17 protein-coding genes and 1 pseudogene are annotated in these 22,758 nt (G+C 42.6%); 1 reads left to right on the top strand and 17 read right to left on the bottom strand.

All coding sequences use genetic code 11. The features are described 5' to 3' along the window. Positions 1-54: 54 nt before the first annotated feature. From AABW11_RS15160 to AABW11_RS15120, 9 genes are all read right to left on the bottom strand, one after another. Positions 55-1,383 (bottom strand): AGE family epimerase/isomerase, encoded by a 1,329-nt coding sequence (locus AABW11_RS15160; protein WP_340105974.1) that lies wholly within the window; start codon positions 1,381-1,383, stop codon positions 55-57. Between the two features lie 101 nt (positions 1,384-1,484). Further along, positions 1,485-2,879 (bottom strand): mandelate racemase/muconate lactonizing enzyme family protein, encoded by a 1,395-nt coding sequence (locus AABW11_RS15155; protein ID WP_340105973.1) that lies wholly within the window; start codon positions 2,877-2,879, stop codon positions 1,485-1,487. Positions 2,880-3,004: 125 nt separating this feature from the next. Beyond that, complete coding sequence (locus tag AABW11_RS15150; RefSeq protein ID WP_340105972.1) at positions 3,005-4,420, bottom strand: mandelate racemase/muconate lactonizing enzyme family protein; 1,416 nt, start codon at positions 4,418-4,420, stop codon at positions 3,005-3,007. Between the two features lie 316 nt (positions 4,421-4,736). Continuing rightward, entirely contained in the window at positions 4,737-6,158 is a 1,422-nt protein-coding gene (locus AABW11_RS15145; RefSeq protein ID WP_340105971.1) for a mandelate racemase/muconate lactonizing enzyme family protein, read from the bottom strand. Positions 6,159-6,321: 163 nt separating this feature from the next. After that, entirely contained in the window at positions 6,322-7,719 is a 1,398-nt protein-coding gene (locus AABW11_RS15140) for a mandelate racemase/muconate lactonizing enzyme family protein (protein WP_340105970.1), read from the bottom strand. Positions 7,720-7,889: 170 nt separating this feature from the next. Then, complete coding sequence (locus tag AABW11_RS15135) at positions 7,890-8,876, bottom strand: RraA family protein (RefSeq protein WP_340105969.1); 987 nt, start codon at positions 8,874-8,876, stop codon at positions 7,890-7,892. Positions 8,877-9,231: 355 nt separating this feature from the next. Then, positions 9,232-9,681 carry an IS200/IS605 family transposase gene (gene tnpA / locus AABW11_RS15130; protein WP_340105968.1) on the bottom strand — a complete coding sequence of 150 codons (450 nt, stop codon included), beginning with the start codon at positions 9,679-9,681 and terminating at the stop codon, positions 9,232-9,234. 93 nt (positions 9,682-9,774) lie between these two features. Next, a complete protein-coding gene (locus AABW11_RS15125) occupies positions 9,775-10,377 on the bottom strand; it encodes an RNA polymerase sigma-70 factor (protein ID WP_340105967.1) in 603 nt (200 codons plus the stop codon). Positions 10,378-10,787: 410 nt separating this feature from the next. Then, positions 10,788-11,132: a hypothetical protein gene (locus tag AABW11_RS15120; RefSeq protein ID WP_340105966.1), complete on the bottom strand. Its 345-nt coding sequence runs from the start codon at positions 11,130-11,132 to the stop codon at positions 10,788-10,790. A 76-nt stretch (positions 11,133-11,208) separates the two neighbouring features. Between AABW11_RS15120 and AABW11_RS15115 the strand changes: the two genes are divergently transcribed. Next, positions 11,209-11,514: a transposase gene (locus AABW11_RS15115; protein WP_340105965.1), complete on the top strand. Its 306-nt coding sequence runs from the start codon at positions 11,209-11,211 to the stop codon at positions 11,512-11,514. 345 nt (positions 11,515-11,859) lie between these two features. Here the strand turns inward: AABW11_RS15115 and AABW11_RS15110 are convergent, their stop codons facing one another. From AABW11_RS15110 to AABW11_RS15075, 8 genes and pseudogenes are all read right to left on the bottom strand, one after another. Next, on the bottom strand, positions 11,860-13,272 hold the full coding sequence (locus AABW11_RS15110) for a mandelate racemase/muconate lactonizing enzyme family protein (protein ID WP_340105964.1): 1,413 nt from the start codon (positions 13,270-13,272) through the stop codon (positions 11,860-11,862). Positions 13,273-13,330: 58 nt separating this feature from the next. Beyond that, positions 13,331-13,654, bottom strand: coding sequence for a hypothetical protein (locus AABW11_RS15105; protein WP_340105963.1), 324 nt, complete (start codon positions 13,652-13,654; stop codon positions 13,331-13,333). 92 nt (positions 13,655-13,746) lie between these two features. After that, positions 13,747-15,381 carry a SusD/RagB family nutrient-binding outer membrane lipoprotein gene (locus tag AABW11_RS15100; RefSeq protein ID WP_340105962.1) on the bottom strand — a complete coding sequence of 545 codons (1,635 nt, stop codon included), beginning with the start codon at positions 15,379-15,381 and terminating at the stop codon, positions 13,747-13,749. 16 nt (positions 15,382-15,397) lie between these two features. Further along, the gene (locus tag AABW11_RS15095; protein WP_340105961.1) at positions 15,398-19,012 is read right to left on the bottom strand and encodes a SusC/RagA family TonB-linked outer membrane protein; all 3,615 of its coding nucleotides are present in this window, start codon (positions 19,010-19,012) and stop codon (positions 15,398-15,400) included. A gap of 79 nt (positions 19,013-19,091) precedes the next feature. Continuing rightward, positions 19,092-20,114 carry a FecR family protein gene (locus AABW11_RS15090; RefSeq protein ID WP_340105960.1) on the bottom strand — a complete coding sequence of 341 codons (1,023 nt, stop codon included), beginning with the start codon at positions 20,112-20,114 and terminating at the stop codon, positions 19,092-19,094. A gap of 374 nt (positions 20,115-20,488) precedes the next feature. Then, a complete protein-coding gene (locus tag AABW11_RS15085; protein WP_340105959.1) occupies positions 20,489-21,076 on the bottom strand; it encodes an RNA polymerase sigma factor in 588 nt (195 codons plus the stop codon). A gap of 145 nt (positions 21,077-21,221) precedes the next feature. After that, positions 21,222-21,689, bottom strand: a complete 468-nt coding sequence (locus AABW11_RS15080) for an OsmC family protein (protein WP_340105958.1) — start codon at positions 21,687-21,689, stop codon at positions 21,222-21,224. Next, positions 21,658-22,545: pseudogene (locus AABW11_RS15075) on the bottom strand (bifunctional helix-turn-helix domain-containing protein/methylated-DNA--[protein]-cysteine S-methyltransferase). The gene AABW11_RS15080 and the pseudogene AABW11_RS15075 overlap by 32 nt, the downstream one beginning before the upstream one ends. Positions 22,546-22,758 lie beyond the last annotated feature (213 nt).

The raw sequence follows: 22,758 nt of genomic DNA, 5'->3' as shown, positions 1-22,758 counted from the left end.
AGCTATATTTCTGAAAAGAATGTTTAAATTTTTGCACAGTGAATTTCATACTCATCATTCTCCTTCCAACCCTTCCAGAACTCTCATCAATGCACGAAGTGTGTGATAATTTCCTTTCCAAATGTGGCTTTTCCGCGAAGTCACACTTTCCGGCTGCTTATCAATACCTGAATTGTACCATCCTCCTTTTTCATGATCGATAAGATATTCGTTAATGTACTCCCATTGCTGTACAAATTTTTCAAAATAATTATGCGGGTCATCGGGGTACTTGTTAGCCATAATTAACAGGGTATTCAATCCTTCAGATTGTGCCCACCAATTTTTGGTGTCCCTCACAATTGTTATTTCATCCTCTCCGGGGAAATAATAAGCTAAATCATAAAATCCGCCTGTTTCAGAATCCCAGCCTGTTTCGAGAGTATGATCAGTCAGCAATTTGGCAATTTCATTTGTTTCCGGATCATCTTCCATGCCTAAAGCATGTGCAGCTTCCAGTAATAAAAATGAAGTTTCAATATCATGACCGGGAGTTACGTGATCACGACCGATATTTTCCCTGATAGCTGTTTCACTGGAATCCTGGTACGAAAGATGAGTCCAGTCTTCCGCAAAATAAAGTTTCAAGTATCCTTTATCCGCTACCATTGTATCCCTTACAATGTGGAACATTTCGGTGAGCCTTTCCCTCACTAAATCATCAGGCCAGACAGTATATAATTCTGTTAGTGCTTCCAGAATGTGAATCCCACTGTTATAATCTTTCGGATATCCATCTTTTTGGGGTGTACCATCCCTTTCCAGAGGCTGAAAATATCCGCCATACTCTTTGTCATGTGAGTGAGTTTCCAGCCAGTTAAATGACTGCTTTGCCAGATCCAGGGCCCCCTGATTCTCAGATGTTCCGTAATAGGCCGCTAACCCATAAATTGCAAATGCATTACCATAAAGGGTTTTTCGGAAATCGTCACCAAACTGTGAGTTTTCGATGGGTTCTCCCTCACGGGTAACGATCTGAAAAAAACCGCCATATTCATCATCCCACATATGATCCCTTAAAAATTCAAACCCATGTTTCGCGTACTCTGTGTAATTCTGATTATCCGGATATAAGGGAATTACTTTTGAAAGTGTCCAGAGGTGACGCGCCTGAGTAACGATCATTTTTTCCTGTGAACCGGTCATTTCCCAGTCATGAGAAAAGTTACTAATATAGCCACCATGTTCAGGATCAATCACTCTTGGATACCATGCATCCAAATTGGTGCTCATTTCATTTTCAACTTCCTCTGCAATTTCTGCCCTGACTTCCTGTTCACCATTCTCTGAACTGCACCCCGATACATTAATCAGCATTAAACCGATCAACAGGACACCCGACATATAACAGAAAGAGTTTTTATTTAAATTATCACGCATCATCTTCCTTGTTATTATATTAAGATTATTTACTTTTTTTAATACAATTATAACTGATCCTTACATCAACTCCACAGACGATCCCAGGACCGAACCTCATCCCATTCCGGAGTGGGTGCGAAAAATTCAGCGCCTTCTTTCAAGTGTTCTTTAACAACCTCCTCATTCAGCTCAACCCCGATTCCCGGTTCTTCAGGCACGGTTATATAGCCATCTTCAACAATCGGTTTTTTAGTATCTGTTACAAGGTCTTCCCACCATGGATCATCTACCGAATGATGCTCAAGCCACAGAAAGTTTTGTGTTGCAGCAGCACTGTGTACACTGCCCATAAACGATACCGGCGATGCTGCATGATGCAACATCATAGCCACTCCATGTTGCTCGGCATAATCTCCGATTCGTTTTGTTTCCAGAATTCCGCCGGCAGAGTTTGGATCCGGATGTACGATATCTACAGCCCGATTGTCGATCAGCGGTTTGAAACTCTCCAGCCCGTAGATGTCTTCGCCGGTTACAGTAGGTGTTGAACTTGCATCCGTTATTTTGCGCCATTGGTCAGTATAATACCAGGGAACACTGTCTTCCGAATAGGCTAACGCATAGGGTTCGGCTGCACGATTGATTTTAATCGCTTCATTCACTCCAAGGTGACCCCAGTGATCAACCCCAAGCGGTATTTCATATCCGATTTGTGAACGTGTTGCTTCAAGAAATTTCATCAATTCTTCAATTCCTTTTTCGGTAATCTGAACCCGTGTAAACGGATGATCGGTTCTTCCATAACTGCCATATTCACGGTTCCAGCCTCTCAAACCGCCGGGTTGATTTTTCCAGAATTCTGCATTTACAAGTGTGCCGGGGATATCAGCAATCAGATTGATCTTAATATCCATTTTCAAAACCGTATATCCTTGATCAACCCGACCCTGCATACGTCTTGCAAATGCAGCCGGATCTGGTTCCGTAGGTGTGTCGGAATACACGCGAACTTTATCTCTGTATTTACCACCCAGCATTTGATAGACCGGAACTCCGTATGCTTTTCCCGCCAGATCCCAAAGTGCCATTTCTACTCCGGAAACACCACCTCCCTGCCGGCCATGATGCCCAAACTGTTTAATAATCCTGAAAAGTTTTTCAACATTGCAGGGATTTTCACCCAGAATCCGGCTTTTCAGCATCAGGGCATAACGGGGATCTCCGCCATCACGAACGTCACCATGCCCAAGTAATCCCTGATTTGTATAAATGCGGATGATAGGAGAAGCACCCTGAACATCTGCAATTCGCATATCAGTAATTTTCAGATCCGATGGGCTTGAATTGCGCCGTATACCCTGACTGGCATAGGCAATTTGATCACTCAGTGGAGCTAAAGACATTCCAGCAAGACTGAGCCCCCCTATACTGGCTTTTTTAATAAAATTCCGGCGACTGTTATTATTTTTATTACCCATTATACTGTTAATTTATTTGATTAACTGATTTTTTTAAAAATGATCCAGATAGTAGGTATTACGTGTCTATGCAATTATTCTAATCACTCATAGTCGGTTAAATATAACTACAATTCAAATTGCTGCTAGCTCCATAACCGATCCCAGGAACGAACTTCATTCCATTCAGGAGTAGGTTCAAAAAAGCCGGTTCCGTGATTCACACCCTGTCTGGGTTCATCACGGTCCATATGTTCGCGTATCGCTTCTTCATTCAGATCAACACCAATACCCGGTTTTTCAGGCACGTTAATATAACCATTCTGAACTATGGGTTTTTCAATGCCTGTTACAAGATCGTCGTACCATTCAAGATCCACAAAATGATGCTCCAGCCATGTAAAGTTCTGTGTTGCTGCCGCTGCATGTACAACAGCCATAAGTGATACCGGGGAAGAAGCATGATGCAGCATCATGGAAATTCCCTTTGTTTCGGCATAATCCCCAATTTTCTTTGTTTCCATCAGTCCGCCTGCGCCCACCGGATCAGGATGTATCATATCAACTGCCCGATTATCCAGCAAATCTTTAAATCCCTCAAGAAGGAATATATCTTCGCCTGTTTGGGTAGGTGTTGTGGTTGAATCCGTAATTCTTCTCCACTGATCCGTTAACTGCCATGGGATCAGGTCCTCCAGGAATGACAGTGAATATTTTTCCGCAGCCCGGGCAATTTTAATGGCTTCGTTATACCCAAAGTGGCCAAGATGGTCAACTCCTACCGGAATTTCGTAACCTACAGCTTCCCGCATCACCTCCAGATATTCCATCATCATATCGATCCCTTTCTCGGTAACCTGTACCTTGGTAAACGGATGTTTAGTATTTGAATAACTGCCTGGAATACGATTCCAGCCACTCATTCCACCGGGCTGATTCTCCCAGAATTCTGCATTCACCACGGTTCCCGGTGTATCTTTGACTAAACCAATTCCGGCATCCATTTTCAGGGATGTATATCCGGCATCAACCCGGGCTTTCAGGCGCTTGGCGAATTCATCTGGATCCCTTGAACTGGTTGTATCACAGTAGATACGAATCTGGTCCCGGTATTTTCCACCCAGCAGCTGATAGACTGGTACACCGTATGCTTTGCCCGCCAAATCCCACAGAGCCATTTCCACACCGGAAACACCGCCACCCTGCCGGCCATGATGTCCAAACTGCTTAATAATCCTGAATAGTTTTTCAACATTACAGGGGTTTTCTCCCAGAATCCGGCTCTTCAGCATTAATGCGTAACGATAATCCCCGATATCCCGAACATCACCATGACCCATGAGTCCTTGGTTTGTATAAATACGAATGATTGGAGTTCGGAGTACTGATGTAACCCGCATATCCGTAATTCTTAAATCTGAAGGACTTGAATCCATTTTAACGGTTTGAGAAGCATAGGCAACCTGGTCACCTATGGGAGCTAAGCTCATGCCGGCTAAACTCAAACCACCCAGGCTGGCTTTTTTTAAAAAGCTACGCCGGCCATTATTATTTATACTCATATAATCTTTTTTTGGTTATCTAAAGTATACTGAGTTATGTAATTAATTTTCATTGGTCTGAGCCTTCACTAACACTAAATCTAACCATTAAACCTAGTGCAATTCCGTAAACTTAAAATGCTAACCATAATTTGAATAAGCAAAAGTGAGCAGGTATCCAATAAAATATTTGTATTGAATTCTTTTTAAAAATGGAATGTAACTCAGTTGCTAATACAAAGAACCATTCCATTTATTTCATTAATTATTGATTGATCTGGATTCAGCTATTTATTACATAAATGAATGTTTCAAGTCACTCATGATAATCAAGTAATTAACTCCACAACCGGTCCCATGAACGAACTTCGTTCCATTCAGGTGTTGGCTCGAAGAAACCTGCTCCTTCAATCAGGCTGTCTCTGACTACATCCATATTCAAATCAACCCCTAGTCCCGGTTTTTCAGGGACAGTTGCGTAACCTTCGTCAAATATCATAGATGGATCTCCATCATACATATCATACCATCTTTGCAGGCCTACAGAGTGGTGCTCAAGTGTATTAAAGTTTTGAGTGGCTGCTGCAATATGTACTGAAGTCAGAAATCCTATTGGAGATCCAGCGAAGTGAAGATTCATTGCAATACCCGCATTTTGAGCATAATCACCAATTTTTTTCGTACCCAATATTCCTGTGGAACCGGGATCAGGATGTATAATATTTACTGCACGCTTATCAATCAGCGGCTTGCATCCTTCCCATGTCCCGATGTCTTCACCCGTTTGTGTAGGTGTGGTTGTAGAATCGGTAATTTCTTTCCAGAGATCCGTCCATTTCCAGGCCACCATATCTTCTGCATAAGCTATTGTATAGGGTTCCAGCATTCTGGCAATTTTAATGGCTTCATTCACACCAAAATGCCCAAAGTGATCAATCCCCAGTGGAATTTCATAACCTATGGTGTCACGCATCACCCGTACATACTCTTCCATAAGTTCAAGCCCCTTCTGTGTGATTTGTATCCGTGTAAAGGGATGATCAATCTGGCCATATTCACCATGTGTACTTGAATACTGACTCTGTAATCTGTGGTCTCCTTTTGGAGCGTGGGCTTTAGAGTTTACCAAGGTACCCGGTGTACGCGAAAGCAATTCGATGCCAATATCCATTTTAAGTGCTGTATAACCCGCATCTACTCTTGTTTCCTTCATATTTCTTGCAAACTCGTGCGGATCCCTGGCACCTGCTGTATCAGCATAGAGCTGAATTTTATCTCTGTACTTACCACCCAAAAGTTGGTAAACAGGAACATTATAAGCTTTACCTGCAATATCCCAAAGTGCCATTTCAACTGCTGCCACTCCACCACCCTGTCGGCCTTCGCCTCTGAACTGTTCAATAATCCTTAATATTTTTTCCACATTACAAGGATTTTGCCCCAAAATCCGGCTCTTCAGCATCAATGCATACTCCTTTGCACCCCCATCACGGACTTCTCCGTAACCGGAAATACCCTGGTTAGTATCTATTCGAATTAGCGGTACACGAAAGGGTATTCCATCCACCTCAGCTACTCTCATATCTGTAATTTCAAGATCAGAGGGTGCTGAATTGCGATTCACTTTAGATGTCAAATGTTCGAGCTGCTCTTCAAACGGGGCCATAGCAATTGAGCCTAATCCTAATCCACCTAATCCAGCCGTTTTTATAAAATCACGTCGGTCTAAACCACCATTTTTGTTTTTACTTTTCTTCATTCTGTTTTACTGTTTGTATGTTTGCTGGAATTATAACCTGCAAATTGTTCGCAAGTTATTCCAATTGTTAATTTATTATGATCAAAAAACCCCTATTCATATTTAATGAGTTTATTTGATAAGGAAATGTGAACAGTTAGAACACAAACCCTTTATTTTACATTTAACTCCAAAGTCGGTCCCAAGAGCGTACTTCATCCCATTCAGGAGTTGGTGCAAAAAACTCAGCTCCTTCTCTTAAATGTTCTTTTACAACTTCTTCATTAAGCTCCACACCTATACCGGGCTCTTCGGGTACTGTTATGTATCCGTTTTCTACGATTGGTTTTTTAGTATCGGTAACCAGATCTTCCCACCATTCTCTATCTACAGAATGGTGTTCCAGCCATAAAAAGTTTTGAGTGGCAGCCGCAATGTGTACACTGCCCAGAAATGATACCGGGGATGCAGCATGATGCAGCATCATGGAAATTCCCTGCTGCTCGGCATAATCACCAATTCGTTTGGTTTCCAGAATACCGCCGGATGAGTTCGGATCCGGATGTACAATATCCACAGCCCGTTTGTCTATTAATTCTTTAAAACCGCCCTCCAGTCCAAAAGTGTCCTCACCGGTGACTGTTGGAGTTGTTGAAGAATCGGTTATTTCCCGCCACTGATCAAAATTCATCCAGGGGATACTATCTTCTGAATAGGCCAGAACATAAGGTTCAGCTGCTCTGTTTAATTTAATCGCTTCATTCACTCCAAAATGACCCCAGTGATCCACTCCAAGGGGTATTTCATACCCAATTTGGGAACGGGTAGCATCAATGTACCTCATCAATTCGTCAATTCCTTTTTCGGTAATCTGAACTCTTGTAAAGGGATGTTCTGTATTGGAATAACTACCTGGTATGCTGTTCCAGCCGCTTAATCCTCCCGGCTGATTCTTCCAAAATTCCGCATTTACTAAAGTCCCGGGAATATCCTGAATCAACTGAACTCCTACATCCATCTTTAAAACTGTGTAACCCTGGTCAACCCGTCCCTGCATTCGCTGGGCAAACTCTTTGGGGTCCTGAACACTGGGCGTATCGGCATATACCCGCACTTCATCGCGGTATTTACCACCAAGCATTTGATAAACCGGTACTCCGTAAGCTTTACCAGCCAGATCCCAGAGTGCCATCTCCACTCCCGAAACACCACCACCCTGGCGGCCGTGATACCCAAACTGCCGGATGATCCTGAATATTTTCTCTACATTAGTTGGATTTTCACCCAGAATCCGGCTTTTCAGCATCAGGGCATAACGGGGATCTCCGCCATCACGAACGTCACCATGCCCAAGTAATCCCTGATTTGTATAAATGCGGATGATAGGAGAAGCACCCTGAACATCTGCAATTCGCATATCAGTAATTTTCAGATCCGATGGGCTTGAATTGCGCCGTACACCCTGACTGGCATAGGCAATTTGATCACTCAGTGGAGCTAAAGACATTCCAGCAAGACTTAATCCGCCGATACCGATTTTCTTAATAAAATTTCGTCTGCTATTTTTAAATTTATTGTCCATTAGATTTGCATAATTTAGATTTGAGATTATTAAGATCGGGAGCCTGTAAATGCTTGAACACGACTTGCTGCCGTTAACGAGAAATAAAAAGCGCTTCCATAATATTTAGTTCTATTTTATAAAAACTCATATAAAATTATTTGTAACTGCCGCTCAAATGATTTTGGTGATCAATCTTCAATCCATTTCTGCCAGTTTCTGGAACGAGTTTCAATGACTCTGTTCAGAGTCGATTCTCCTACACCTAGTTCTTCATGCAAGCGTGTGCGGTTTGATCCTACCCAGTCGTAAAAATCTTCATTCATCGCATCCGTCCAGTCCGTTCCATATGTTTGATTCAGCGTGTACACCCCTTCATCAATTCGCTGTTTTCTAAAAGTATCCACCATTCTGCCAACTTCTGAGCTTAACAACACTCTTTCGGCCAGATGCGGCGGAATAAACAGGACTCCTGTTTCTGTTGCCAGAACCACATCACCGGGTAACACGATTGCCCTGCCTATTCTGGTAGGTGCATTAATACTCATTAATGTCATATTCTGTATAAAAGAGGGGTCCCAGCCTTTCACCCATGTGTTAAAGCCTTCAATATCCTTAATTCCACCCATATCCCGTGCACCACCATATAGTATGGGTCCGTTTCCTGATGCAGAGTATATACCCTGGGCAAGGTTATCTCCAATCAAAGTACCGTCAACGATTTTCCCAAAGCCGTCAGCTACATATACATCTCCCTGTTCAAGCATATAGATTGGGTACTGGTTCATGCCACCACCGAGGTCTGCTTCCCTTCCTATTTCATGCATGCGTTGATCCAGTCCGGGGCTTTTAGGCATATAGGTTGCTGTAAGCGCTCTTCCAACCATTACTTCTTCGGGGTACAATACATCCCAGTTGCCTTCAAATTTATCATGATAGTCATCACCCCTGATGGTTCCCCAGGCTTCCTCAAGCCCTACGAATTTCATTCGTTCCAGTACCTGATCGGATACAAGCGGACGGCCATATTCATCCCGATCACCTTCCCATTCAAGAGTGTAAAAAATTACTTGCTCTTCAGGAACCAATTGAGATTGTGCATTACCGGTTTCAAAAAATAAGAAACCAAGTAAAATGGTTGCTAAGAGTGAGAAAAATAGACTTTTAGATATGTTCATCGTGAATTTTGATTTAGGTTATAAGACTACACTTTACTTATTAATAAATATGTTTTTAAAAATGTTTATTATGCCATTTAAGCGTAAATAAGCACCAGTTCTAATCATTAAAAGAGGGTTTATAGTTTTTTTTGTGGTTAATCTCCAAACTTATTCCCATCTATTTCCAAAGTATTTTCTGTATTCATAACAACTGAAAATAAGTATACCCTGTAAATTATTTAGTCGTTACAACAACCACACCCCACACAAACTTTAAAACCATCTAACCGTTACTTTAATGTATGAGTGGCTAAAACTATCCAGTTCAAATTTTTGTGAACTACCCTGCGGCAAAGACCGTAGGGCGTCTCACTCACAAATCAAAGAGCCTCAGTTGCTCCACCACTTCTTGCCTTCCTTGGTTTTTGATATACTCCTCAATCACTTTTTTGTCTCCCCTGCCACTCACCGTCGCTATATAATACCCGTCGGACCAAAACTCCCCGCCCCACAACCACCGCTTGACGCTCGGAACTCGTCGGAACACCTGCCGCACGGTGATACTCTTCATCAATCTCACTACTTGCCCGCCTGAATACTTTGGCAAAAATCTACACAACACATGCACATGATTCTTATCAAAACCCACTGTGTGCACCTCAATTTCATAGCGCTCCTTGAATCCTTCCATCACCTCCAAAATCACCTGCTCAATCTCTTCAGTAAATAAATTTCTTCGATATTTTACCGTCATCTGAAGATGATAATAGCATTCCGAAACGTTATGATGCCATCTCCATATGTCCCCTGTTGTATCAACCACATCCCAAACCTATCCCTTTTTTGCGCTCCGCGCAACGACATTTCATCCCTGTGGCAAGACCACAGGGAGTTCATGCCGAAACCATTAAATTCACTATACCGCTAAAAGAGCTATGATCAAATAGGGCAGTAAATGGGACAACTGGTCCCGCAAGATTTTCAAAGTTCGGGTCATTTGTGATTCAACTGTTTTTACAGAAACCTCCATCACTTCTGCAATTTCCGGGTATGTCAAACCATCATATCTATGAAGTTTATAAGTCATTTTACTGCGTGCAGGTAGCTCCTCTATCGCCTTTGTTATTGCATTACGTATTCGCTCTTCCCTGTATTCATCATGGAATTCAATAACCGGATTTTCTTTCCTGGACATCCATTCGGTATCATATTTTTCTTTTATTTCTTGGTGTCTAATCTGATTAAGGGCCAGATTTCTGGCAGATTTATACAAATATGCACGAATTGATTTTTCTGTATCCATATCCCAGTCATCTTTTTTTTCCCATAAAATGGTAAAAAGCTCCTGAATCAACTCCTCTGCAATGGCTTTAGAGTTCACATAACGCCATATAAATCGGGTTAATGGCAGATAATATTTTTTAAATAAGATTTCGAATGCCTTTTTATCACCATATTGGATATTTTCTACCCAAAAATCATCATCCTGGTTATTACTGCTGCTGTTGATTATTGTCATGTTCTTTTAAAGCATTGAGCAAGAAACTCACTATCTGTAGTTTTTCTTTTAAAATGGAAAAGAAAGGAATCTTATCAAAAAAATTTCTCCTGACAACAAACAGATCTGCTATCGAAACTGTAACAACGATTTATAGGTTAATTGATACAGTAATAATTCAAGGTATAATCAATATTTACAAGATGCATCAAAAATTTACTCCACCGGGTAAATGGCTTCAATAAATAGCTCATTTACTAACTATTTAGGGGCTTTGCAGAACCTCCTATTATTTCGGTTTTGATAGTACATTTTTAGTTTTCAGCCCGATCACGTAATTGTGCACTTATAAAGAATTATCCACATATAAACGACATCAACTCAACTTTTTAGGCTAAAGGGGCAGCAACTCCAGTCAAGTCTATCGCTCTTCAAAACATCTGCAACAGATTGATGAGTGGATCGATTGGGAGCCATTCTATGAGATGGGCCGACCCATTGACAAAATACATCCTAAAGGTAGACAGCATGCAAACCGGTTCGTTGGATGATTCGCGGGTTGCTTCTTCAATACCAGAATCAGCTGAGTGGCCCATAACTGGAAGACCATCTAATCGACCGGCTGGTCTTTCGGCATTTCGCAGAATTGCCGGCGGATCAGACCTACCCGACTTTATCCCAAAACTCCGGAACGGTTTCACGAGGCGCTGGCAGGTGAGGATTTTATCGAGGAATTTACTGAGGAGATCACCGAGCAACTGGACGCCAAAGGCCACACTTGTCTTGATTCATTCAGTCAACTGATTCGAAAAATTGCCTTTACCCCAGCCTAGCCTAACGACAGTACGGTGCTTGAAGACCTGTGTTGAGGATCAGCTCATCCTATTTGTCGATCAAGCCTACGACCGCGACAGCCTCAAACAGATGGCCCGGCACGACGGCATCCTGAACAAAGGGAAACGGGGTGATTCGCTGAGTTCTACTCAGAAAAAACGAAACAAGCGTCACCAGCAGGTAGACCATCCGTTTGCAACGATCAAAGATCGTTACGGCCTGCGATGGGCCCAGACCAAAACGCAGGTAAGAAACAAAGCCCGCTTTGTGATGGCTTACATCTGCTGGAACATTGAAAGTGGTATTACCTGGTCAAAGAAATAGCAGAATGTTACCCTGCCAAAGGCCACATGAAGAGTGGGTTATGTCAACGAGCGGCCAAATGGCCTCAAATCGGTTGTTGAGTTGCTTTAAACCAGCCATAATTAGCCAAAAACGACACTATTTGAAAGAACGTGACTTTAAAAATAAGAATTTCGAAATTTCGAGGGTTATTAAAAGCCCGTTGTTTATTCAATCAATACTTATTTTTTTAAAATACTAAGTCTGAATGTTTTGATCATACGCATTAGATTTAAAAATTTTTGTCCATATCGCAAGACTCAGGAATTTAAATAATCAGGAGAATAGCTCTTAACAAACTCCTATTCTCCCGTTATTAGATTTTAATTAACTCCACAACCTGTGGTTAGACCTGATTTCATTCCATTCTTCAGTTGGAGCGAATAATTCGGTTCCCGGTACCAGGTATTCCTCCAGAACTTCATCCACAAGCTCCACACCAAGCCCAGGCGTGTCGGGCACAGTAACATACCCATTTTCAACCAAGGGTTTGTCTATACCTGATACCAGGTTTTCCCAGTCTTCATTATCCACTGAATGATGCTCCAGGCAGTAGAAATTCTCCGTCGCTGCAGCACTGTGCACACACCCCATAAAGGAAACCGGCCCAGCCGCATGGTGATGCATCATCTGGATGCCATGCTCAGTGGCATAATCGCCAATCCGCTTGGTCTCAAAACACCCCCCGGATGTATTCGGATCAGGATGCACCATGTTCACCACACGCCTATCGATAAGCTCTTTGAACCCGCCTTCCAGGCCGAAAATATCCTCTCCTGTGACCGTAACTGTAGTGCTGGATTCGGTAATCCGTTTCCAGTCATCCATATAGAACCACGGGATACTGTCCTCCGAATAGGCCAGCCGGTAGGGCTCCGCGGCCCTGTTCAGCCGGATACACTCTTCCACACCGATATGACCCCAGTGGTCTACACCGATGGGAATTTCCCAGCCCACTGCCTCACGGGCTGCCGCGATATACTCCATCAGCCGGTCTACCCCTTTATCGGTCACCTGAGTATTGGTAAACGGATGCTCAATCATACGATATTGACGGTGATCATACTGCCAGGGGTTAAAATCGGCCCATGGCGGATTCACTACGGTTCCGGGTATTCCTTCAAGTAATCCGATTCCCACATCCATTTTTAAGGAGGTATATCCTTGGTCGGCCCTTGCTTTTAATCTCTGTGCAAATGCATCTGGGTCTTGTTCTGTAGGTGTATCCGCATATACTCGTACCTTATCCCGGTATTTGCCGCCCAGCAGCATGTGAACCGGTACCCCGTAGGCCTTTCCGGCCAGGTCGCAAAGGGCCATTTCCACCCCGGACACGCCACCGCCCTGCCGTCCATGATGGGCAAATTGCCTGATTTTATTGAATATTCGGTCGATATGGGTTGGATTTTCCCCCAGCAGAAGATGCTTGAGCATCAGCGCGTACTCCCTGGCTGCACCATCGCGTACATCCCCGTGGCCTACAATTCCCTGGTTGGTATAAATCCGGATCACCGGGGTCCGGAACATCACGCCGGTAACCTCAGCAATTCGTAAATCCGTAATCCGTAGTTCGGAAGGGTTTGAATTCTTATTGATTTTACTGGTTAAATGATCCAGCTGATCCCCAAACGGGGCCATGGCCATAGCTCCCAGGCTGAGCCCGCCTAAACTGGCTTTTTTTATAAAATCCCGTCGCCCGTTTGGTGTTTTGTCGTTGTTGAATTCATTCTTTTTCTTCATATGCTTTGAGTATAAAGTAGAATTAAGGGTTTATTATTCGATTTTCTGTTCCGCCGATTTAACTCCAGAGCCTGTGATTGGAACGGACTTCGTTCCATTCCTCCGTTGGAGCGAACATCTCTTTACCCGGTATTAAATGTTGCCGTACCACCTCTTCAATCAATTCCAAGACAAGCCCAGGCTTTTCCTCTACGATTACAGGTCCATTTTCAACAATCGGCTGATCCATCCCGGTCACAAGGTCCTCCGGGTGGGTATATCTACTGCATAATGCTCCAGGTAGTAAAAGTTCTCCGTGACTGCCACGCTGTGCACACACCTCATAATAGAGACCGACCCTTTTAATAGTGCCGCCCCATGTGTTTTTATTTATATCAACCATTGTTTTTTTTAAAAAATCTGATAATTGAAAAACGAAGATTTTTAGCTGATTACATGTAAAAGGACACGTAATCAGTTATTCAAGTCATCCATCTAATTATCATATAGCTGGCCATTATTGGGGTTTTGATCCAGCCAGATTTCGGCATTATATCCGTCATCACCCTGCCGGTCTCCAGCTTCCTGCCAGTTCTCATTGTTTAACGACTGTTCTGATTCATGATAGAATGCCTTACGGGGAATGTTACCATTTGTATAATTATCTGTCCTTGTTCCGGGATCAAGAAGCGGATAACCGGTTCTTCTCCATTCGAAATAAGGTTCGTCTCCCCTGCTGAAGAGGGCAACGTATCTATCCTCACTAATCTGTTCAAGCGCAGTTTCGAAGTCAGCTGAAAGCGGCAATTGTGAAGCTACATACGCGTTAATATCAGCCTCCGTGATTTCAACTCCATTAAAACCGGTATTGTTATACGGTTCCATGGTCATCGCGGCTCTTATTCCCTCTTCATAATAAAGCTGAGCCTCAGTCAGTGTTCCCCCCCATCCGCGAAGAGCAGCTTCGGCTTGTAAGAATAATACCTCGGGATAAGTTAAAACATGTGCCGGCACAGCTAAATCTTCATTTGCCCAGATATCAAGGGCAGCATAGGATATCTCGAAAAGATCCATTTCATTATACTGAGCGTCTGTCATGTTCGGCGGAATACCCAGGTATTCTAGGTCATTTGGATCACCTGATACTTCAAACACATCTTTTGAAGCTTCGGTAGGTTCTGCGATAAATTCCAGCCTTGGATCATCATTAGCTTTCAGCATTTCAACAAGATGCATTCCAATCCGTGATTTATCTCCGGGCTCCCGCAATTCAGTAAGAATCGGGTGTGCATTTGCATCCGGTCCGCCGCCTGCAGTAGTCGCAATCATAGCTGATTCTTCATTACTTGAGATTAAAGGATCACCCATTGCTTCCGTAACAGCTGCTTCAGCTGCGGCCTCATTCGCATAGCTCATTCGCATAGCGATTTTCAGTTTCAGAGAATTCGCAAACCGTCGCCACATATCTATATCTCCCTGATAGATGATGTCAGCGTCCTGGAATGTTGCATCACCACTTGTGAGTTGTGCCATATATGTATCAATAGTATCAATCAATGCCGGGTAGATATTGGATTGTAAATCATAAACCGGGTTGGTTATTCCCTCAAGGCCTTTATTGGCTTCAGAAAATGGAATATCTCCCAATCCGGCAGCCAGTGTTTCATACGTCATAGCTTCATACAGCTTTATCATCGCCAGTTTGGATCTGGCCGCCGGTGATGATGCATCACCTTCGGCATTTTCAAGCACTAATGCTTTAGCACGGTTCAAATTTTTCAGGACTGTTACGTACTTCACTTCCCAAAAGGCATTATCATTCCGGCGATGTTGCTGATAGTAGTTGGGCAAACCGTCTCCGGCATCATTATCCGCCCAGTGCTGAGCCCATCCCCCAAATAGCCTGGCATCCGCATATTCCCAGTTATAGTTAATATTATCATCTCTTAATACTTCTGTGAATATAAAGTCCGGGTCAATTGATGTCACTGAAGTAGGGGGGGTGTTCAGTGATGAAAAATGATCCGTGCAGGCCGATATCGAAACAATCAGTACAAGTGATACTATAACTGCTTTAATGTTTAAATTTTCCATTGTTAATCCATCCATTTTATTTAAAAATTTATTCATGGGTTCAGGAGTTTTTCTAAAATCCTATGTTCACATTAAAAACTACTGACCTCAGGCTTGGCCACGAATTATCTTCCATGCCGAGAGAGCTGGCATTCACATTGCGGTTGTGTGATTCAGGAGCAAATCCATCGGTGTTGCGTACAAAGTAGAATAGATTTTTTCCAATCACTGCTACTCTTAACCGGTTCATTCCAATACTTTGAGTTAATGAGGTTGGAATTTCGTATCCAAGGCGCAATTCCCGCATTTTAACGTAGGTTCCATCATTCAGAAACTCCTCCGTTACAGCACTGCCTTCTTCAGGTGCTACGCGATTCCAGTAATCTTCTGCCCTTACCTGAACCGTGTTTGCTTGTCCGGTTGATGTCCAGCCGCCGTTTCCGTCCGGCGTTGCTGAAACCCCTTCTGCTACATAGCTACCATCACGGCCTTCTGTTGTAGCTTTCGTTGTTCCATAAATGGCCTCATACATATTGGAAATGGAGAAAATATCTCCACCCTTCTGTATATCAACCAAAGCGGAAAGGGAGAAGTTTTTATAGTTGAATGTATTGGAGATTCCTCCTGTCCAGTCCGGCATTGCATTACCAATCAGAAATTCACCCGATTCACGGATAGGCAAACCACTCTGATCAATTAACCTGTTTCCATTATCGTCTCTTAAATAACGGGCGGTTGTTGTGTAAATAGCTCCATAAGGCTGGCCGGGATCAGCATACACCGCAACATTCCTGGCACTACCTAACTGAAACCGATCTATACCTTCAATAAGCTCAACAACCTCGTTGTTATTTTTACCATAGTTAAAGGCAATATTCCACTGGAATTCGCTGCCTACGATAGGTGAAGCTTCAATCATTAATTCAAAACCGTCATTCTTAATCTCACCCGCATTCACAGACTGGCTGTAATAACCTGTAGCCGACGAAACCGGAATATTCAGAATTTGGTTTTCTGTACTTGACCAGTACCATCCGGCATCCAAACGAACTCTTCCTTCCAGGAACCGAAGGTCAGCTCCAATTTCAGTGGAAGTAGTCAGCTCGTTTTGAAGATCAGTAAACGGGACACTGTTCTGAAATGTAGCTCCGGGTTGTCCTAAATGCGGATTCGATGTTAAACTGTAATTTCCGCTGAGCTGATATGGATCTCCAGTGTTTCCGGCCTGTGCCCAGGAACCCCGGACAGATCCGAAAGTGAGGAAATCAGGCATGTCAAACGCATCGGAAAACACAAAATTAAGCCCGAATGACGGATAGAGTACTGAGTTATTATCAGTCGGTAAGGTAGATGCCCAGTCATTTCTTGCCGACCAGTCGAAATAGAGAATATCCTGCCAGTTAAACTGCCCAAATACAAAGATTGACTGGATTTCTGTTTCTGAAAGTGAATAGCCGGGATTCTGAATTTGTGCATTACTGATTACATATAATCCTCCAACCGCTAATTGCTGGCCGCTGAAGTTGGTATTATTAAAATAATCCCGCTTATAATTTCCGCCTAAATTGGCAGTAACCGATAGATCGTCCGTAATACTCTGATTAGCAGACAATAAAACCTCCATATTGTCCTCTCTGAACCGGTGAACCTGTTCACTCAGTGTACCAGTGCCCTGCCCCGGTGTTCGGGTACCGATTGCAGCATGATTATGTCTTCGGTCTGTATAGAAATCAGTACTTGCCCTGGCCTGTACCCCTAACCAGTCGGTAAATTGATAATTCAATGATACATGACCGATTACCCTTTCCCTGGTATCTTCATTGATAATATTATTGATGATCCAGTGAGGCTGCTCAGTATGCGTTGCATTACTCCAGTGTTTTGGAAACCCTTCCTGGTTAATGGATGCAGCATAACCTACCATTTCTTCATCAGGGCCAATTATATAATCATCCAGCGTACTGCCAATCGTACTGCGCGGCATTCCCCTGAATTGATAAAATACATTTTCCTGATCATCAGAAAGTGCCGCCCGATTGTAGGCTTCCTGTCTTACATAGTTTACTTTACCTTCGGCAGAAAATCTTTCACTGATCTGATGCGCCGCCCTCAGATTAACGCCCCTTCTTGTCAGTTCATTTGTAGGTAATACTCCCTGGTTTTGCATATCTGACAATGAGAGTCGAAAGGTAGTTGTTTCATTACCACCGCTAAATGAAAGCGTATTATCAACTGTGACCTGATCACTGAAAAAGTTCTTTGCATTATCGGGTTGCGGGCTAAACGTAACGGACTGTCCATCCCAGTTAAATACCTGGCTTCCGTCCATTGCCGGCCCCCAGCTTTTTGGATGCTGTGGCCCATCAGCCGCTGTCGTTAGCTGAGGCGTCCAATTAGGCTGGCCGGCTGCTTCCCAATCTGTCCGGGAGCGGACATCTCCATTCCCGTCTCTGAAAAACCGATGCTGACCGTTTGAACCCAGGCCATACTCATTTTGCCAGTCTGGCCATACAGAAGGAGATCCAACCGATACGGAACTGTTTAATTCCACTCCAATACCTTCACGGGATTGTCCGCTTTTAGTTGTAATCAACACAACACCATTTGCGCCTCGCTGTCCGTAAAGAGAGGCTGCACTTGGGCCTTTCAGTACCGAAATATCTGCTATATCATTTGGATTGATGTTTTGAATTCCATCTCCCCTATCGTAACCGCCCCATCGACCGGCAGAACCTCTGTTTGAATTGTCAATAGGCACACCATCTACTACATATAACGGCTGGTTATTTCCCCCAAGTGAACTGAATCCACGTATAATAACCCTGGATGAACCACCCGTGCCACTCCCCGCACTTTGTACCTGAACACCTGCTACCCTACCCGAGAGTGAATTGGCAACACTTAAATCTTGTCCCTGCGCAATATCTTCGGCACTTACCTGTCCGATTGAGGACGTAATAGAACGCTGTTCTCTTTCAAGGCCAAACGCGGTAACTACCGCCTCATCCATTGCAATAACTTCTTCCTGAAGTTCAATATTTATTTCGGAGCGACCGTTGATCTGAACCTCTTGCGACAAATACCCTACATATGAAAAAACCAAGGCCTCTGTTTCATCGGGAACCGTTAATGAGTAATCACCATTCAAGTCTGTAGTGGTCCCTATATTTGTTCCTGGCGCTACGATAGTGACACCCGTAAGCGCTTCTCCGGTATTTGCATCAGTAACTCTACCTTCTACCGTTTGCTGAAATACATCAATCTTAGGCAAAACTTCTTTTTCCCGTATCACAATCACATCTTTACTCGGAGGCAAAACAGGCTCAAGATTTGTTCCTTCCAACAATTTATAAATAACTTCATGAGGTGGAACCTTTGTCATGCTGAGGCTAATTCGCTTATCCGGGATAATTTCAGGGTTATACGAAAAACCGACGTTGACTTTATTTGATAAAAGTTCCAGAGCTTCCTGGATTGTAAAATTTGAGAATTTAATTGATAAAAGACTGACCTCAGACTCTACATGATCGAAATCCATTTGTGCGTAAAGATTCTCATTTTCTAATAGAGGCCTGTTCTGGCTATTAGCCAGATCAAATACAACAAAAGAAAAAAACAAACCTAAGAGAGCAATTAAGCCCAATTCCTGAAAGCGCTTCCACTGATATGTAAATATTTGAGTAGGCATGAGTAGTGAGGTTTTCGTGTTAATATTATATGGTGTAAAACGATTTTTAGACTCCATGAAATAAAGTTGACTTTAGTATTTATTGTCTCTCTTTAAACCAGGTCACTCGTTCTTCATTTTTTTTAAACTCGATTCCTAATGAAAGTGCGATAACCGATAGAGTTTTTTTCAACGACTCATTCGAGAAGTTAGCTGTCAGACGGAGATTACGTATCTCCTGATTTTCAAAACTACAATTAAGATTATACAGCCGGTATAACTGTGTACAAACCTGCTGAAGCGTTAGCTCATTAAAATGAAACCGGCCGCTTTTCCAGGCGAGATAATTATTTATGGGCACCTTATCTACTACTATAGAATTTTCTTTAACATCCAGGTATCCAAATTGACCTTTCGACAGAATTACCGACGACTTTTCCGGTTTATCACCCTTTAATGAAGAGAAAGATACCCTTCCTTCGACTACTGCAATCTGAACATTCTCCTTACCGGAGTCAGATCTGACATTAAAAGAAGTTCCTAATACCTCAATTGAAGAATTGCCGGTATTAATTATAAATGGTTTATCGGAGCTGTGGGCCACATCGAAATAAGCTTCACCCTCGAGCCTTATCTCACGCTTTTCTTTATTGAAATCTACTGAAAGTATGATTTCAGAGTTTTTATTCAATCGAACGATGGTTCCGTCATTCAGGGTAATTTCCCGATGCTGCTCCTCATTAGTCTGGAAAATAACCGGTTCCTGTACTGTAATTTGTTCAACCTTATACCCTTCATAACTAATTGTAAACAAGGCAGCCGTAAGAATAACAAGAACAGCTGCTGCTGCTTTCACTACATAACTCAACCAGTCAATTCTTCTTAAAGTATATCTTTTTCTCTTTTTTTTGATTTCTTCCTGAATAGAGATATAAAGCTTATCTGAGTCGAGTTCGGGAATCGCATTGCGAAGATCTTTCCTATCCATCAACTCCCTGCCTGCTTCGATCCACTCCTGCAGAACCTGTTTACCTTCAGAGGTTTCAAACCACTCCAATACAACTTCACTTTCTGCAGGCGTCGTTTGATTGTTGAAAAATTTTTCAGCTAATTTTCGTGACATTCCAATACTTATAGTTCTTTTAAAATGTGTTGCTACTATTACGACACAAAAAATTGCCTAAAGTATTAGAAGAAAATTTAATTTTATTAAAATCAACCGTTAAATGTATTTAATGGGCTTTTAAGTATTCTTTTTTATTTAAGGAAAGTCAGAAACTAAGTAATTTCTTATTCTTCAAATAGGAGAGATCAGTGTTTAAGCAGATGAGCAGCCAGCTATAAATGACGAGAAATGAACTTCCTCGGGGCAGAGCACGCGACGTATCAATTTATCAGCCTATGAGGAGTATATTTTGGAGTGTCCCTCCGCCAACCTAATCCAATCCTTTCTCTATAAATTGACTCGTCGAGTGAAGGATTTCAGATTATATTTGATCAGGAAAATAATTTAAGATAAGCGAGCAAAAGCAGCAGTAAACCGGCGTGATTTTTAAGGTAGGTACGTATAAATTTAGAGCTGTTATAATAGTGGGTTTTAACAGTTCGTACATGAATTTGTAAATGTTCTGCAACTTCAGAATTTGTAAGTCCTTTTAGTGTTCGCAGTTCGAAGACTTCCCTCTTTCGGCCAGATAGCTCTTTCACACCTTTCCTGAAAACTGTCTCATATTCACTATACTGCAGGTTTTCTTCGGTCGGATTTTTGGCTGGAAGATTTTCTTCTTTAACTGCTGATATTGATATCACCTCACTTTTCCTGTCTCTGAGCATATTTAGTACATGGTTTCGTACCATAGTAAACAGGTAGCTATTTACAGAATGTACATGTTCCAGCTCCTGCCTTTTTTCCCAAACTTTCACAAAAATATCCTGAACGGCATCTTCGGCCAGATTGGAATCCTTCAGATACTTTTTTGCAATAAAAAACATCTGAACGTGATAACGGTCGTACATTTCTCTAAACGCTTTTTCACAACCATCACGGATTTTTTGTATTAAAATAGTATCGCTCAGATCATGCATTATTGTTTATTCAAGGATTATTTTTGATCTACATAAGAAACATCCTTATTTAATTAATAGATGATTAATGTAAATAGCAAGAGCAAAAAATTTCTTTATATATCTCTATATCAATGACTTCCAAGTATCCTTTTTGATAGTTAGATTATATCAATTTCATCTTCACCTCATGCCTCACCGGAAAATTACAGGAGTTCGCGATAAAGCACATTTCGTTTGCACGTTGATGTAGTTTCTCAGCTTTATCCAGGTTGACCGTATGTGTAATTGTAACCTGCGGATGAAGCACCACTTCGGCAAACTTACCGCTGCCGTTATCCATCTCCTCCATCACTCCGGATGCCTGATCTTTGTATGACATCACATGGATTTCTTCATCTGCACAAAGATGCAGATACCACAGCATGTGGCAAGCCGTTAGAGATGCCAGAAACAGCTCTTCCGGATTCCATTTCGACACATCACCCCTAAAGGCCGGATCTGCACTTCCCTCAAGTGTTGGCTTTCCGTTTATCATCACAGAATACGAACGGTCGTAAGATCTGTAGCCTGCTGTGCCGTTGCCGCGGTTTCCTGTCCATTTAAGATCCGTCTTGTATTGGTGTGATTTCATCTCTTCTATTTGTTTTTTTAGATTCAGAATCATTTATAGACCTCACAGCTTCCCATCCAATCATAGCTGATTTTCGATCGGGTCCCCAGCGGTAATTACTAAATTCTCCGGTTGATTTGATGACCCGGTGGCATGGAATTAAATAAGCAACCGGGTTTTGTGCCACGGCAGAGCCTACCGCCCGTGATGCCTTTGGATTTCCCTACTCTTTCGCAATATCTGAATAGCTGCACAGCTTCCCTTCCGGAATTTTCATCAGTGCTTCCCACACCTTTATTTGAAAAGGGGTGCCTTTCAGATGCAGTTTCACATTTGGGGTGTTCGCCAAATTTTTCTCAAACAAATGTAACGCATCTGTATGCTCTGATGCTGCTTGATTTTGAATTGCAGCGTTCGGAAACTCATCGCGCAAAATACTCCCCGGCTCCCGCTTATCACTCAGAAAAGAAATCTTGCAAATGCCCCGGCTGGTTGAGGCAACCATCACATCACCAAACGGGCTTTCATGTACTGAATAACTGATCGTTAACGACCGTCCACCGTTTTTATATTCGCCGGGCGTCATTCCTTCAATTGTGACAAACAGATCGTGCAGCCGGCCGGTGCCGGAAAGACCCGCGTTTAAGGCAGCATCAAACAGAGTTGCCTGGTTATTTAAAGCGTGTTTCGCTGTTTGAAGGGTTAAATACCGGACAAATTTTTTGGGACTCACGCCCGCCCAATTAGTAAAAATTCGCTGAAAGTGTGATGCGCTCAGGTCAACGACAGATGCGGCATCTTCAAGTGATGGCTGACGGGAGTGATTGTCGGTTAGGTACCGGATCGCCTTTTCAATCCGATAGTAGTTGTAATTCATGAGGATTTTATCTGAGTTTGCTTTACAGGACCAACCTTTGAATTGTAACCATTCCGCCATTTCTTTAAAACCCGATTCTTGCGTTCTATATGCAATTCCATTAATGACTACCATTCACACGCGGTTGGATGCCAGTCATATGTATTTAAAACCACTCATCGAAAGGCGCTTTTAATCTTGTAACCGCTGTACGAATCATTGCGTAACCGAGGT

It is taken from the genome of Rhodohalobacter sp. 8-1, from assembly GCF_038150125.1.
GTDB lineage: Bacteria > Bacteroidota > Rhodothermia > Balneolales > Balneolaceae > SW132.
This window is presented reverse-complemented; position numbering and strand designations above follow the sequence as displayed.